Consider the following 14050-nt stretch of genomic DNA (forward strand, 5'->3'; position numbering starts at 1 on the left):
CCTGCAATCCGAGTCCGAGGGGCCTGCCCTCATCTCTTGCGCAGCAAGGCTGCTCGGAAGATGGTCTACATACTCAACCTCCTTCTTCGCGCCGTCATGGCGCACATACCACCGTGCAGCCGAAGGCGATCACCTTCCCGACCGATGCCAAGCTGCTGCACGCGGCGATCAAGGGGCTCAACCGCCTGGCCAGGAAGCACGGGATCAAGGAGCTATGGCGGAATCTGGGTGATGACGGTGTGAGGAAAGGCGGCGTATCGAGGCGGGTGACGAGCCTGCCAGAACCTCTTGAGGAGAGCGATACGCCATGACCGAGACTACCAATGTTCTTGCTTTCCGTCAGCCGTCCGCGGTTGATGATCCACTGACCGATATCGTTCGAGCCGGCGCGCGGGACCTGCTTGCTAGGGCGATCGAGATCGAGGTTGGCGCGTTTCTGGCCAGCACGGCCAATCTGACGCTGCCCGATGGTCGAGCGCGCCTGGTCCGACATGGGCACGGTCCGGTACGCGAGATTGCGACCGGCATCGGTCCGGTGGAGGTCGCTCGTCCCAAGGTCCGCGACCGCGGAGCGAGCGGGCCAGGCGACCGCCTCCGCTTCAGTTCGGCAATCCTGCCGCTATGGGCGCGGCGGACGAAGAGCCTGGATGCCTTGATCCCGGTCCTCTATTTGCGCGGCATCTCGACCGGCGACTTCCAGGACGCGCTCTCGGCGCTGCTCGGCAAGGATGCGCCGAACCTGTCGCCTTCGGTGATCGCCGGCCTGAAGGCCGATTGGCAGGTCGAGTACGAACGCTGGCAGAGACGCGATCTGTCGGCGCGTCGCTATGTCTACATCTGGGCCGATGGCGTGTACCTGCAGGCCCGCATGGAAGATCACAGCGAATGCATGCTGGTGCTGATTGGTACCACGCCCAAGACGACTCTGCGCATGTTAGCTGCCACGATCAAGGCGCGATGGATTTGCGAACAGGCCCATCAGCAGTTGAAAGAGGAACTCGGGCTTGATCACTTCGAGGGACGATCCTGGCAGGGCCTTCATCGTCATGCGCTCATGACCATGATCGCTTACGCATTCCTCCAGCATTGCCGTCTCGCAGAAGCGGGGCGGAAAAAAAAGAATCAACGGTCCACCGCCTCAGCCGAGCCTGCCGGCCGTACGCCAAGCCATCGTCGATCGCATCGTTCAACCGCGACCTCAGCGATGCCCCCACTGCAGAAGACAAATCGGCGAAAAGCAGCGGCGTGAATAAATCTGCCAAAGTAGTGCTAGGTCTGTACTCAATAAAGGATTCCATCTGGGATTAGACTGTGATTGAAGCTTCTCAGCGGGGGGCGCTTGAATGGTATTAGCTCTAAGCAGAGCGCAGTTCGACATCGTTGAGCAGGGCCTGCACGGACAGGAATCGAAACACCTCGCAGACCGTGGGCATTGGGGCGCGCTCGCGCCGTTAGGTCGTGTCTCGCTTTAGGAAGGCCCGCAGCCGGCCGATGACTTCAGCGGTTCGCTGACCGTCACGGCGGATGTGGTCAAGGGCGCCCCCGATCTCGCCGAGGTCGGGTGCCAGATTCTGTATATCTGCTGGGCCGGCTCGGTATTGATCAGAATGTCGGCGAGCGGCTGGTTCAGCTCGTGTGCGGGTGAAACGGACATCTCTCCCGCGGTCGCGCGGCGGTTCATGTGGGCGAGCTCCGACATGCGCTGGCGCGCCTCGACCTCGTCCACGAAGAGCAACCGGCGCTCGCGCAGCAGAACGGCTCTCATCAGCCCCTGCACCAGCACCACGCCCGCCTCCAGTCCGGTCCCAGGACGGGCGAGATGAGGCTCTCGCTGTAGATCAGCGCGTGACCCTTGCCTGGTCACGGAGCCCGCCCGCAGACACTCGCGTGGCGACATGGTCCTGCTCGGCGAACGAGTCTCGCCGAGGGCGACCTCGCCCTTATCTCTATCACCGACGCAGGTCACGGCGTCCTATGCATGGGCATAGGCCTCTCCATCGCGCATACCATCGTCGAAGCGCATGGCGGCCGCATCGGGGCCGAAAACGTCCCGTCAGGGGCGCCGTCTTTCACGTCAGACTGCCGCTTGCAGTCGCGCGATCGCGACGCCGTCCCGGGAATGCGTCACCCGAAAGCCTTCTTCAGCGTCGCGAAGATCACCGCGAGCGACTTGTCGTAACGGGTCACCGGCGGCACCGGGCGATCGACCTTCATCAACTGATAGACCGCCATCTGCGCCGCGCGCACCGAATATTCGACAGTGAAGACGACGTCATGGGGGATCTCGACGAACTGGCTGACGAAGGCGAGGTTGACCGAATTCTTCGGCACCGGCATCGGCCGGTCGGCCAGATTGCGCGGCATGAACATGCTGGTGATGTAGGGCATGCGGCAGGGAATGCAGGTCGCGGTCTCCAACATTTCGCGATCGAAGTTGAGGTGCCCGCATAGCTCGTTCAGGATGTCGGCGCCGCCGCTCTCGGACATTGGTTTGGCCACGAAATTGCCGACGCGATCGGGGTGCAGCGCATAGCCCCAGAACACCTGCACGTCCTTCGGCTGCCCAGCGAAATGCGGCTGATGATACAGCACCACCGACATCAGCCAGTTCGAATCCCTGAACGTGACGAGCCCGCCGGTGCCGGCCCTGTTGCCGGAGAACGCCTCCATCTTGTCGAAGAAGCGGGGATCTCTGCAGGTAACGGTGAACGACAGCCAGTAGGATTCGGGGATTGAGGTGTTGAACGCGGACGGATTGCCGAATTCGGGACGTCCCTTCGCGATCCTCTCCCACAGCGCCCAGCCCTGGCTATCCTTCTTGGTCAGGTGCGGCGCCGGATCCGTCATGGTGCCGAGGCTCGAGGCGTCCGTCATTGAGCCGTTCTGGAAGAACACGAGGTCGTCGTCCTCGAGGCGCACATTGGCGGTGCGGCCGTCGCGGTCGAGCATGAGCTGGCGGACGCGCATGCGCCCGCCCTCGTCCTCGAGCATCATGTCGATGACAGCCGTGCCGAGCACGAACTGCACGCCCTGCTGCTTCAGCCAGTCGGCAAGCGGCCGCACGATCGCGTCGTACTGATTGTAGACCGTGCGTTTGACGCCGGCGAGGGTCTCGATCCGCGGGAACTCGTTCATGAAGCGGTGCAGATAGCGCTTCAGCTCGAGGGCGCTATGCCAGGGCTGGAAGGCGAAGGTGGTCTGCCACATGTACCAGAAATTCGACTCGAAGAAGTTCGGCGACAGCCAGTCGGTGATGCGGCTGTTGCCGAGCGTCTCCTCTGAGGCCTCGGTGAGCCGCAGCAGCTCGAGTCGGTCGCGCGCCGAGAAGCCCATATGAGTCACATCGATCTTGAAGCGGTTGCGGTCGACCAGCCGCGCCTGCGAAAGCGCCGGATTCTCCAGATTGAACGCGATCGTCTCCTCGCGCACGCTGAGGCCGGGATGTTCGAGCGACGGAATGCTCGACAGCAGGTCCCAGGTGCATTCGTAGTGATCGGTGGTGAGCATGCGCCCGCCGCGCAGCGAATAAGCGCGGTTCGCAAGCAGCGCGCCGTCGAGGCTGCCGCCGACCAGCGGCTGTGGCTCGTAGATCACGATATCGCGCCCCGACACCTGCGCGTCGCGAACGAGGAATGCCGCGCCCGCGAGCGATCCGATGCCAGCTCCGATGAAATACGCCTTCATAACTTGCCTCGATTGCAATTCGACATTCTGAAGCGACATAGCATGGCCGGACGCATTCAAGGTTGCGCTGGATCAAGCGCGGTGAGGACTGGCTCAGCCACGCGGAATGGCGGCGGATTGAGCCGTTGTTGCCGGCGAGGGCGCAAGGGAGCGCATCGGGTCGATGATCGATGCGTGATCAACTGCAGTGTCCACTTGCTAGAAGCAGGTTCGCGCTGGCGTGATTGCCCGGAAGTCTACGGTCCTTACACAACGATCTACAACGGCGTCAGTCGCTGGAGCCGAGCGGGGATTGGACGAACGTTTTTACGCTCTGACTGAATCAAGCGGCGTGTCCGGCTCGATCTCGGTGGATTCCAGCTAAATCAAAGCCCATGGCCCCCGCGGCCGGCCCAAAAAGGAGGACCTTCAACAATGCGATCGGCCGCTCGCGCGGCGAACAACCACCAAAATCCAAGCGTTGATCGACAATATTGGGCGCCCCGCTTCTTTCTTGATTACTCGTGGCAACACCCACGTAGCCCGCGTCGTCGACTGATCGAGCCTACGACGTTAGAAGCTTGCGCGACGAGTTGGCCGCGACGCTCGGTCATGGCGTATCGCTCTTTTTGAGAGGTTCTGTGGTATCCGGCATCCGCCTCGATACGCTGCCCATCTCAAGCCGTCATCACCTACTTTACTGCATAGCTCTGCTCGAAAGTGCTATATAAGACGAGTGTCTCAATCTAGAAAGCGGTTTCGGGGCCTGCTGGAAGGCGTAGCTAGTGGGCTCGCATGGCTGCGCGTTCTTTGCCACGCCCGAAATATCTCATGACTACGACGTAGAAGACCGGCACAAAGAACACAGCAAGGACCGTTGCTGAGATCATCCCACCGAATACGCCGGTCCCGATCGCGCGCTGGGTTTCGGCGCTGGCGCCACGGGCAAGCATCAGCGGGACCACACCGAGTGCAAAGGCCAGCGAGGTCATCAGAATCGGCCGCAATCGACGTCCGGCTGCTTCGACGGCGGCCTTCATTGGGCAATGCCCCTGAATGCGAAGATGCTGGGCGAACTCAACGATGAGGATCGCGTTCTTGGCTGAAAGTCCGGCAATGGTTATTAGACCGATTTTGAAAAAGACGTCATTCTCGAGCCCACGAAGATGGACTGCAAGAACAGAACCGATGATTCCAAGCGGTACGACAAGCATCACCGAGAACGGTATTGACCAACTCTCGTAAAGCGCAGCTAGCACCAGAAAGATGACCAGCATGGAGAGAGCAAGCAGGAAGGGAGCCTGCGAGGCGGATTGCTTTTCCTGCAGCGACTGCCCAGTCCATTCAACCGCGAAACCTGCCGGCAATTGTGACGCTAGTCCTTCCATTTCCAGCATCGCGTCGCCACTGGATATCCCGCGTGCAGGCCTGCCTGCAATGCGTGCAGCCGGATAGCCGTTATAACGGACGAACTGGAGGGGGCTAGTTTCCCAGATTGGCGTGACGAGCTCTGACAGGGACACCATGGCGCCTGCATTGTTGCTGACATACAACCTAAGCACGTCGTCAACCTGCATTCGGGTCGCAGCATCGGCTTGCACGATCACCTGTTGCATGCGTCCAGCATTCGGAAAATCATTGACATAAGTTGACCCGATGGCAGCCGTGAGGGTATCACTGACCGCGATGAACGATACACCCAGCGCTTCAACCTTCTGTCGATCGATCTGCAGCTTCACGTTCGGCGCGCTTGGCAGGCCTTCAACATGGACGTTTCCCACGAGTTTGCTTTGAGCCGCAAGCTGCAACAACTGGGCTTGTGCTGCCATCAATGCAGCAACGCCGCGATTGGCTCTATCCTCTAAACGCAAGGAAAACTCGGAAGTGGTCCCTAGTGATTCGATGGCAGGCGGCTTCAAACTCATGATCAGCCCTTCCGGTGCGCTGACCATGGCTGCCGTCGCGCTGTCAATCTCGTCGTCGATCGTCCCGCTCCGTACGCTCCAATCCTTGAGTGTCGTGAACGAGGTCGCGGTGTTCGGCCCAGAGCCGGAAAATCCGTAACCGATTAGCGAGAGGTTGCCCGCAATGTCTGGGCGTGACCCCACATGTTGGTCATACCGATTCACAGTTTCGATGGTGCGCCCTGCCGTCGCGTCGGCGGGCAGGACGAAGGTCGTCAAAAAACTACCTTGATCCTCTTCGGGCACAAACGATGTCGGCAAACGCATATACGCAGCCGCGAGAACAACGCCGATGACGGCATAGAGCACCATCATCCGGCCGGTCCTCGTGACCATTTTAGCAACCCATCCGACATAGGCGTTGGTCAACCGGTAAAGGGTACGATTGAACGAGCAGAAGAAGCCTCGTTTTTCATGATGGCCGCCCTCGATTGGACTAAGTAGCGTTGCGCATAGTACTGGTGTCAATGTGAGGGCAAGAACAGCTGAAAAGAGGATCGAGACCGTCATCGATAATGTAAACTGCCGATAGATCTCGCCGACCGACCCGCTCGTGAGCCCCATCGGAACGAACACTGCTGACAGAGCGAGCGTGATACCGATGACCGCACCTGTGATCTGGTTCATGGCTTTCTGCGTAGCAGCTTTGGACGTCAGCCCCTCCGTGGCCATGATGCGTTCTACATTCTCGACTACAACGATAGCGTCATCGACAATGATACCGATTGCCAATACCATACCGAACATCGTGAACACGTTGATCGAAAAGCCGGCCATCCACATCACCGCGAAGGTGCCTAATAGTGAGATCGGGACGGTGATGGCCGGGACCAGTGTGTATCGGACATCCTGAAGAAACAGCAACATGACGAGGAAAACGAGGATCATCGCCTCGAATAGGGTCTGAAGAACATTCTTGATCGAGATCTTCACGAAAGGTGCGGTCTCGAAAGCTACGGCGTAACTCATTTCGTTCGGCATGGCCGGCGCGAGCTCGGCGAGACGGGCCTGGACGGCGGCGGTCGTCCGGATCGCATTTGCGCCCGGCGTCAATTGAATCCCGGCAGCCGTCGCCGGTTTGCCGTTCTCGCGGATTGCAAAAGTGTAAGTTTGTGCACCCAGCTCCACGCGCGCGACATCGGCCAGCACGAGCTTTGAGCCGTCCGGCTCTGAACGGAGCAATATGGCCGCAAATTCTTCTGGCGTTTGCAATTGTCCTTGAACTGTGAGTGGGATGCTCACCTTCTGCCCGGGCACGGTTGGTTCCGAACCGACGCGTCCCGGCGCGATCTGCGCGTTCTGAGCCCGAATTGCTGCTATGATATCAGTTAATGATAGCGAATAAGACAAGAGCTTGGTTGGATCAACCCAAATGCGCATTGCGCGTTCCGAGCCAAAAGCCTGCACGCGACCGACGCCTTCAACACGCTTTATTTCAGGAGCAAGGATTCGCAACAGGTAGTCGCCAAGGGCGAGTTCGTCACATTGGCCATTGTTGCAACTGAGCGTCACAATCATGATAAACCCGGTGGAAGCCGATTCCACAGTAACGCCGATTCTGCGCACCGGCTCAGGAAGACGCGCTTCGACACTCTTCAAGCGATTCTGGACATCCACCTTCGCCATTTCGAGATCGGTGCCGGGCTTAAACGTAGCGGTGATGCTCGCCTCGCCCGACGTATCGGCGGTTGATTCGAAATAGAGCAGGTTCTTGACGCTCGACAGCTCTCTTTCAATCAGACTGAGAACGCTGTCGTTGATCGCCTGAGGTGTGGCTCCTGTATGCATTGCATAGATGCTGACTGTCGGCGGCGCGATGTTTGGAGCGCGAGAGACAGGCAGTTGCGGGATTGCCAAGCCCCCCAAGAGAACGACAAATATAGCGATTACCCATGCGAAGACGGGCCGCTCGATAAAGAACTGAGGCATAGCTCTTCTCTCAATGCTCGGCTTGCACGGCGGCGTGCTTGAATGGCTGCGAGTGCACCGTGGCCCCATCCCGCACGCGCTCCTGCCCCTGCACCACGACAACGTCGCCGGCTTTTAACCCCGAAGTAACAATGTAGCGGCCATCCACAACCTCACCCACATCGATGGGGCGTCGGGCCGCTTGCTTGTTGTGGTCGACGATGATGAGTTGCGCTCGGCCCGCCAAATCCCGGATGACGGCTTCCTGCGGCACTAGCAATGCGCTATGCCGCACCACGCGGGGTAAGCGGGCGCGGACATACATTCCTGGAAGCAAGAAGCGCCCCAAATTCTGCATCTCGACGCGCACGGTGATATTGCCCGTGCCGGGATCGACGTTGACGTCCGCGAACAGCGCGCGCCCGGTGACCGGATAAGGCTTTCCGCTCGTGGCGCTAATCTCAACGGGCACCTTAGACAGATAATCAAGCTGCCTAGATTGAACAGACTCGCGGATCGCGTCGATCTGCACAGCAGGTCGGCGAATATCAACGTAGACCCGGTCGATCTGCTGGACGATCGCGAGAGCCTTGGCTCCGTTAGCCGAGACAAGTGCGCCCTCAGTAACAAGCGCCGGGCCGATCTGCCCAGAGATCGGGGCCCTTACTGTTGTGAAAGCCAAATCGAGCCTGCGGCGCTGGAGCATCGCCCGTGCCTCGGCAACATTCGCCTTCGCCTGAGCAAGATTGGCGATCGCATCATCATATGCATCACGGCTGATCGCATTGCTCGTCACCAGCTGTCTTGCACGCTCGAACTTACTTTCAAAGCGCACCAGACTGGATTCAGCTCGCTGAAGCACTGCGGCCGCGCTGTCGACCTCCGCTTTAAATGGATCAGGGTTGATCTGAAAAAGCCCTTGCCCGGCCTGGACCTCCGAACCTTCGTCGAACAGGCGCTTCTCAATGATCCCGCCGACCTGGGGCCTAATCTCGGCGGTTCGGTAAGCAGCCACGCGTCCCGGCAGTTCGTCAGCGAGCGTCACTGCCTCCGGCTTCACCGTCAGCACCGTGACGAAGGGCAGACTTACTTCTGGTGGTGCGGCGGGCGTGTCGCTGGACTGTTCGCCACTGCATGCAGCGACCAGCAGAGCCGTCGGCAGAGCTAACCACAAGCCAAACCTATCGAGGCCGCGCGCCATTATCCTGGATCCATAGCTATGCAGGTGAAATGAACACTGGTTCGTTATTGCCGCGCTCATGCCGTGCTTGGCCAAATTGTATGGAGTGAAAAGAGCTCCGCCCGGACGGGTGGGTAAATGAGGAGCTTCTGTGTGCCTCAAAATTCGATAGGATGGGCGGAATCACCGTATCCAGGTTAGCAGTGAAATCAGGGTGCTCGACTATGCACATGCGATCCTCCACCTTTGTGTATAACGCAGCGATCCTAGATGAATGTGGCCGCCCGTGCGCGTCTCTGCGTTTACCATGGTCCGTTCCTCAAGAGTTTATGCGGTGACGCACGTGATGCGGACGGCCGTGCAGGTGTCGTGCCAAAGCAGACACTCATCTGGCACGAAACGATGACCTTGATCTCGCTAGGTCTGACAGGCGGATTGTCCAACTTCTGACAAGGAGAGCAGCTTTCTACCGGCCCGTCTACGAGCGAGAACGGCTGCGTAAGGAGCGAAGCTCACAAGAGCGTAGTGCAAGATCGTGTGTCGGGATGGAGATTTCGACCCTACCTGCCACCATCGGCCGATGGCGCGTCGATAATACGATCGAGAAGCATTGCCTGCTGTCATCGGCAGAGGATCGCCGCTTCCATCCGGATTGCCGCGCGGAAACCACCACCACCGCTAAGAACTCTTCCTTGTAAGATCCTAATTGGGATTGTCGCCGCCTTCGTGGCGTTGAAGAAGGCCGGCGATGCCGGTGACGGCAAGAAGGCACGTCGCGGCGAGCAGAAAACCAAAGGCGTGTTGATCAGCTCGACCATCTCGATCCGCAACGCCTTCCGCAAGAAGAACAGCTGGTTCGAGCGCCGACAATTCAGTCGGGCTGCGGCGATCGCCGCCCGCCGAGGATCGGGGCCATTAAAGGCGGGCGGCCGGGTTGGGTCGTTCAGAAGAAGCAAAAGGCACCGACCAGGTTGGTGACGCGCCTGATCGACTTCTGCCGTCTAAGTTGCTAGCGACTGGAAACGCGTTTCACGCGCGTTCCTGATCGGCAGCCGGCTCAACATGCTTCAACGCGAATGCGTCCTCATGGGCTATTACGCCATACGTTCCATCATAGCAACCGAGCCGGACGCCAGACGCGTCTACAGAGCCTGAAGCAAGCGGGCGGCAAGTCCTGGGCGCCGAGCTTGTCGTAGCGGGTGGCGTTGCGTCGAAACTGCTTCAGTTTGTTGAAGAAGCGCTCAACGTGGTTGCGCTCGCGATAGATGGTCTTCTTCCACCGGAACCTCTTCTTCCGGTTGGATCTGTTGGGAATGTTGGGGATCACACCTTGATCACGGATGTGGGCACGAACACGATCGGCATCGTAGCCTTTGTCGGCGATGACGACGGCGCGCGCATCGAAACAACCGCCGCGTTCTCAACGGCATCTTCTGGGTCCTGCGCGCGGGAGCTCCGTGGCGCGATCTGCCCGAGCGATACGGGCCTTATACGACCGCTTACAATCGGCTTCAACCGCTGGCTCAAAGCCGGCATCTGGGACCGGCTGATGGATGCGGTCGTCAAGGCACACGATGGCAAGGTGCAGATGATCGACAGTTCGGTCGTGCGGGTCCATCAGCATGCTTCCGGGGTGAAAAAAAGAGTGGAGATCGTTGTGTGGGCCGAAGCCGAGGCGGCCTCACCACCAAAATCCACGCGCGCGTCGACGCGAAAGGCCGCCCGGTCCGCCTCATGATCACCCCCGGCGAGGCCCACGACGTGACGTGCGCCGAGGCCCTGCTCGACGGACTAAGGGGTTCGATCACTCCACTCGAAATCCGTCAGGTCGTAGCGCATGATCCTAGCCCCGATGTTCGGTAGCTTGAATCATGGTCCGCCCTGATCCGCTAGACGAATTTGAGTACACACCTTCTGTAATGGGCCCGATGATGTCAAGCCTCCCGAGTGAACGCCACGCCGCCGAGCTCATGCTTCTGTTCGTGGTCGACGCCTGGCCGCCACATCATGCTGTCAGAGGGAGCGGTGAGCCTATCTAGATACGCGTGGTTCGTCGGACGACGGCCACTGGGCGTGTAACGGCTTCACCGCATCCACCGTCCCGGCGACGGGACTTCGGGCACCGGGCTTCAGTTCATCCCGGTTGCGTTCTCGATCTCCTCCACGTCTTCTATGCTGCGATTGAGCCCGCTTCGGCCCATCGGTAAGTCGTGCCATCGACCCAGATCCGATGCAGGATCACTGCGAGCTTGCGTGCCAAGGCGACCTTTGCGCGCTTCGAGCCTCTCCGCTTGGCGACGTCCATCCCCCAGCGTTTGAGTTTTGAGAACCGCGTGATGCGCGATAACAGAACGTTGGCGGCTTCATACAAGGCCGTCCGCACCGTCTCATCGCCGGCCAGCGTGATTCCGCCCGTGACGTCCTTTTCTCCCGATTGATATTTCTTTGGCGTGAGCCCGAACAGCGCGCCTGCTGCCTTTGACTTTACAATGCGATGACGATCATCAAGCTCCGATTTGTAGGTGATGGCCACCAGGGGGCCAACGCCTGGTACTGTCATAAGCCGGCGGCAGACTGCATCATCACGCACAATTGCCAGCACAGCCTTGTGTAGTCTTCCGTATTCTGCCTTCAGGGCCGATCGTGCCGAAAGCATCGCACCAGCAATGCGCTCCAATGTCGCCTGGCCTGCAACCAACTCTCGAATCCGCGCTTCAAAATTCCTTCGCGTCACCGGGCCAACCTTCAGACCGAAGCCGCGCAAAATCCCTCGGATACTTAATTCTACATCGATCAGCCGCCCGAGAAGCTGTTTGCGTGCGATCAGGAGTGCCCGGATCTCTTGCGCATCAACCGACTTTGCGTGTACCTGCCGAAACCATCCCATCCGGATCAACTGGGCGATCCCGCGGGCATCCTTCCGATCCGTCTTGACCGTCATTGCAGATAATGCGGCCTTCACGTGCCGCGTTTCCAGCAGAACTGTTTCAAATCCTGCACCTTTCAGGCCCGCATGCAGCCATTGCGACAGCGGCCCAGCCTCCAGCCCGATCCGCTTCACTGCAAAGCCGAGCGTCTCAAAAAAGTCAACTAAGGCGTCGGGTTCGCTTGCGACCTTCGCTTCCTTCAGGATCTTACCCTGGGCGTCCACAACACACACGCTCGACAGTTCCAATGACACGTCGATTCCGGCATAATTCTCCACGGCTGTCCTCCGTCTCCAGATGCTTGGGGCCGACTCAAGTCGTGACCCCGTTTCATCATCTATCGGGGGACAGCCACCATCATGACCCCTTGCTCCGGAGCCGGGCCCATTACCGCATCTAGTTGTCCCCACCCGGTCCTTGGATCGAATTGCGAACAGAGTGCCCCATCAGCTTCGACTGGATGCGAGCTAGCGCGTCACTGAGCCTCGCCGCTTCATTGAAGCGTGTCTCCGAATATGGCGGGCGCGCGGATGGATCGTGCAAGAGGGCCTCCGCTGTATTCGAGAGCCGGCGAAGAGGCGTCCTCAGCCACTGCGCCGCACAAAAGAGTAGTGCTAGTGTGGCGATGGCACAAGCACCGAAACTACTCCAGAATGATCGGATTAGATTACGGGTGGACGCAAGCGCCTCGTCGGCACTCTGCCGAACCAGAAGAGACCAACCGAAGCTTGGAAGGTTCGCGAAGCCGACCGTCGGAACGATCACTGTGAAGTAGTCCCTGCCGTCAGGCCAACGTTCGCGCAGAGACCCAGTCGTGACGCGACTAGCCGCAAGCGCGGAGCCGATGTTGAGCGGCTGGTTGATAAGATCCGGCGGACCAAACAGGACGGTTCGATCCCCCGAAAGCAGCAGCACGTCAATGCCGGGTACTTGTAACGAGTCCATGCCTTCTGCGACCCATTTCCAGTCAAGGTGAGCGCCGATGACCCCGGCAACGGAGCCGGCGCGGCGCAACGGCGCTGCCAGGTCGATAAAGCGATAGGGCTCACGAGATGCAGGCAACTGGGTGGCCAGTAGTTGAGCGGCATGCACATCGATAGCCGCCGGCGAGACAAGGCCCCGTCTAAACCAAGGTCGCTGTGCAACGCTTACTCCTTCGAGCATGCCGTCTTTAGCCGCGAGAATGGTCCCTTCGAGATCCGCGACGCCGAGCCAAGTGTAGCGTCGATCAAGGCGGCTCAAGAAGTCGATGTGTTCTCGCGCATGCTTAAGATCTGTTAGGTCAATGAGCTCAGCGGACCTAGCTACATCCATCCAAACTCCATAGAGCCGACGGGCCAACAGCGCGGAACTCATTTCGCCGCGAATTCTTAACGCGTCGAACTGCAGCTGCTCTCCCCCTTGCTGTAGCAAGGCCGTGTAGATCGTCGCGGTCACCACGGCCGGCACCAATATGAGCAAGGCGCCTCCACAGAACACCAAGGAGAGTAGGCTCGGTCTTTTCGGCATCTCGCGCTCCTCAACTCGTTAGAGCTCGCGCCAACTCGCGGATCATTTGCAAGATGTTCCCTCGATCGGCCCCTGGCATGGCGGATTCAGTGTGAAGCTTCTTGATAATTTTCGCGCTTTGCTCGGGAGTTGGAGAGAACTTGACTCGATAGCCGTCACGAGTAGTCGCAGCAACATGCGCGTCTACTCCGCTAATCCCGGGCAGGTCGAGCTTCCCTGCTGCTCCGGCGGGAAGTCCGGATGGACCGCTGATTCGAGCGCCCCCTCGGCCCAGATTGAGAAGCCATCCGCGATGCTTCTCACCTTGGATCACCAACGTGATGGGTTCTGGAATCTGGCGCTGAGGTCGATCGTATCGCGGTCGCTCAATGCACACCACGACTGCCACGGACAGCACCAGAATGTTGTAAACTGTCCAGAACATCACGATAGCCGTGCTGTCACCCGCTGTTGCGGACGTATCGAAGACAAAATCGGAGTTCAACGGCACGATCAGGCCGCCGATCGTCAGAGCGAGCAGGAGTACAAACGGTCGCATCAACGCCCATTGAACAACAACCTTGGTGCGGTCGCCGCCTTTGGCCGTCACCGAGAATTTATGCGATCCGCTGGTGAGAAGCCCGAGAGCAGCTGCTTGGCTGATGGGCCAGGCCGCGATCAGGTGAGCAGTATCGTTAAGAAGCGGGACAAACAAGCCTTTTGAAAGCCAGTTTAGGGACACCAGAACCATTAGGTAATAGGGTACATAGTAACTGATAATTTCCAACAGCGACGCGTTCACGATGGTGATGCCGAACCACCAGTACAACAGTGGGCAAATCAGGCTGGCAAGCCTGAAGGGAAAAGTGCTGAGCCAGTAGAGCAATGAATCGAGGATCCCGATTCGATGCATCAGACCA

The 14050-nt window shown here is 59.3% G+C and carries 12 protein-coding genes and 1 pseudogene; 5 read left to right on the plus strand and 8 right to left on the minus strand.

Annotation, left to right across the window (positions count from 1 at the left end; all coding sequences use genetic code 11):
* Positions 1–311 (plus strand): annotated as a pseudogene (locus tag I6F33_RS37170) (hypothetical protein); the annotation flags it as partial.
* Entirely contained in the window at positions 308–1249 is a 942-nt protein-coding gene (locus I6F33_RS37175) for a transposase (protein ID WP_225143795.1), read from the plus strand. The pseudogene I6F33_RS37170 and the gene I6F33_RS37175, both read left to right, overlap by 4 nt.
* Positions 1250–1468: 219 nt before the next feature.
* On the opposite strand, the gene I6F33_RS37180 is transcribed toward I6F33_RS37175, so the two are convergent.
* Positions 1469–1786: a hypothetical protein gene (locus I6F33_RS37180; RefSeq protein WP_061877864.1), complete on the minus strand. Its 318-nt coding sequence runs from the start codon at positions 1784–1786 to the stop codon at positions 1469–1471.
* A 338-nt stretch (positions 1787–2124) separates the two neighbouring features.
* On the minus strand, positions 2125–3723 hold the full coding sequence (locus I6F33_RS37185; protein ID WP_225131487.1) for an oleate hydratase: 1599 nt from the start codon (positions 3721–3723) through the stop codon (positions 2125–2127).
* Between the two features lie 3 nt (positions 3724–3726).
* Here I6F33_RS37185 and I6F33_RS38725 point away from each other — a divergent pair, with 3 nt between their 5' ends.
* The gene (locus tag I6F33_RS38725; RefSeq protein WP_225131477.1) at positions 3727–4005 is read left to right on the plus strand and encodes a transposase; all 279 of its coding nucleotides are present in this window, start codon (positions 3727–3729) and stop codon (positions 4003–4005) included.
* A 440-nt stretch (positions 4006–4445) separates the two neighbouring features.
* Here I6F33_RS38725 and I6F33_RS37195 read toward each other — a convergent pair whose 3' ends face one another.
* Together I6F33_RS37195 and I6F33_RS37200 are read right to left on the minus strand one after the other, a co-directional pair.
* Positions 4446–7556 carry a multidrug efflux RND transporter permease subunit gene (locus tag I6F33_RS37195; protein ID WP_225143797.1) on the minus strand — a complete coding sequence of 1037 codons (3111 nt, stop codon included), beginning with the start codon at positions 7554–7556 and terminating at the stop codon, positions 4446–4448.
* Between the two features lie 10 nt (positions 7557–7566).
* Positions 7567–8736 (minus strand): efflux RND transporter periplasmic adaptor subunit, encoded by a 1170-nt coding sequence (locus I6F33_RS37200; RefSeq protein ID WP_225143799.1) that lies wholly within the window; start codon positions 8734–8736, stop codon positions 7567–7569.
* 705 nt (positions 8737–9441) lie between these two features.
* Here I6F33_RS37200 and I6F33_RS37205 point away from each other — a divergent pair.
* A complete protein-coding gene (locus I6F33_RS37205; RefSeq protein WP_225143811.1) occupies positions 9442–9693 on the plus strand; it encodes a hypothetical protein in 252 nt (83 codons plus the stop codon).
* A gap of 133 nt (positions 9694–9826) precedes the next feature.
* Here I6F33_RS37205 and I6F33_RS38730 read toward each other — a convergent pair whose 3' ends face one another.
* On the minus strand, positions 9827–10099 hold the full coding sequence (locus I6F33_RS38730) for a transposase (RefSeq protein WP_225143823.1): 273 nt from the start codon (positions 10097–10099) through the stop codon (positions 9827–9829).
* Between the two features lie 56 nt (positions 10100–10155).
* On the opposite strand from I6F33_RS38730, the gene I6F33_RS37215 reads away from it, so the two are divergent.
* Positions 10156–10578, plus strand: coding sequence for a transposase (locus tag I6F33_RS37215; RefSeq protein WP_369418490.1), 423 nt, complete (start codon positions 10156–10158; stop codon positions 10576–10578).
* 307 nt (positions 10579–10885) lie between these two features.
* Here I6F33_RS37215 and I6F33_RS37220 read toward each other — a convergent pair whose 3' ends face one another.
* The 3 genes from I6F33_RS37220 to I6F33_RS37230 form a co-directional block, all read right to left on the minus strand.
* Positions 10886–11920 (minus strand): IS110 family transposase, encoded by a 1035-nt coding sequence (locus I6F33_RS37220; RefSeq protein WP_225143813.1) that lies wholly within the window; start codon positions 11918–11920, stop codon positions 10886–10888.
* 118 nt (positions 11921–12038) lie between these two features.
* Positions 12039–13151 carry a cache domain-containing protein gene (locus tag I6F33_RS37225; protein WP_225143815.1) on the minus strand — a complete coding sequence of 371 codons (1113 nt, stop codon included), beginning with the start codon at positions 13149–13151 and terminating at the stop codon, positions 12039–12041.
* A 10-nt stretch (positions 13152–13161) separates the two neighbouring features.
* A partial coding sequence (locus tag I6F33_RS37230) for a PilZ domain-containing protein (protein ID WP_225143822.1) occupies positions 13162–14050 on the minus strand: 889 nt, incomplete at its 5' end.

It is taken from the genome of Bradyrhizobium sp. BRP20 (genome assembly GCF_020194215.1).
GTDB lineage: Bacteria > Pseudomonadota > Alphaproteobacteria > Rhizobiales > Xanthobacteraceae > Bradyrhizobium > Bradyrhizobium yuanmingense.

Bases quoted from the DNA above. Each gene is read 5' to 3' on its own strand.
- I6F33_RS37175 (WP_225143795.1), top strand. From the start codon at position 308: ATGACCGAGACTACCAATGTTCTTGCTTTCCGTCAGCCGTCCGCGGTT.
- I6F33_RS37185 (WP_225131487.1), bottom strand. From the start codon at position 3,723: ATGTCGCTTCAGAATGTCGAATTGCAATCGAGGCAAGTTATGAAGGCG.
- I6F33_RS38725 (WP_225131477.1), top strand. From the start codon at position 3,727: ATGGCCGGACGCATTCAAGGTTGCGCTGGATCAAGCGCGGTGAGGACT.
- I6F33_RS37195 (WP_225143797.1), bottom strand. From the start codon at position 7,556: ATGCCTCAGTTCTTTATCGAGCGGCCCGTCTTCGCATGGGTAATCGCT.
- I6F33_RS37200 (WP_225143799.1), bottom strand. From the start codon at position 8,736: ATGGCGCGCGGCCTCGATAGGTTTGGCTTGTGGTTAGCTCTGCCGACG.
- I6F33_RS37225 (WP_225143815.1), bottom strand. From the start codon at position 13,151: ATGCCGAAAAGACCGAGCCTACTCTCCTTGGTGTTCTGTGGAGGCGCC.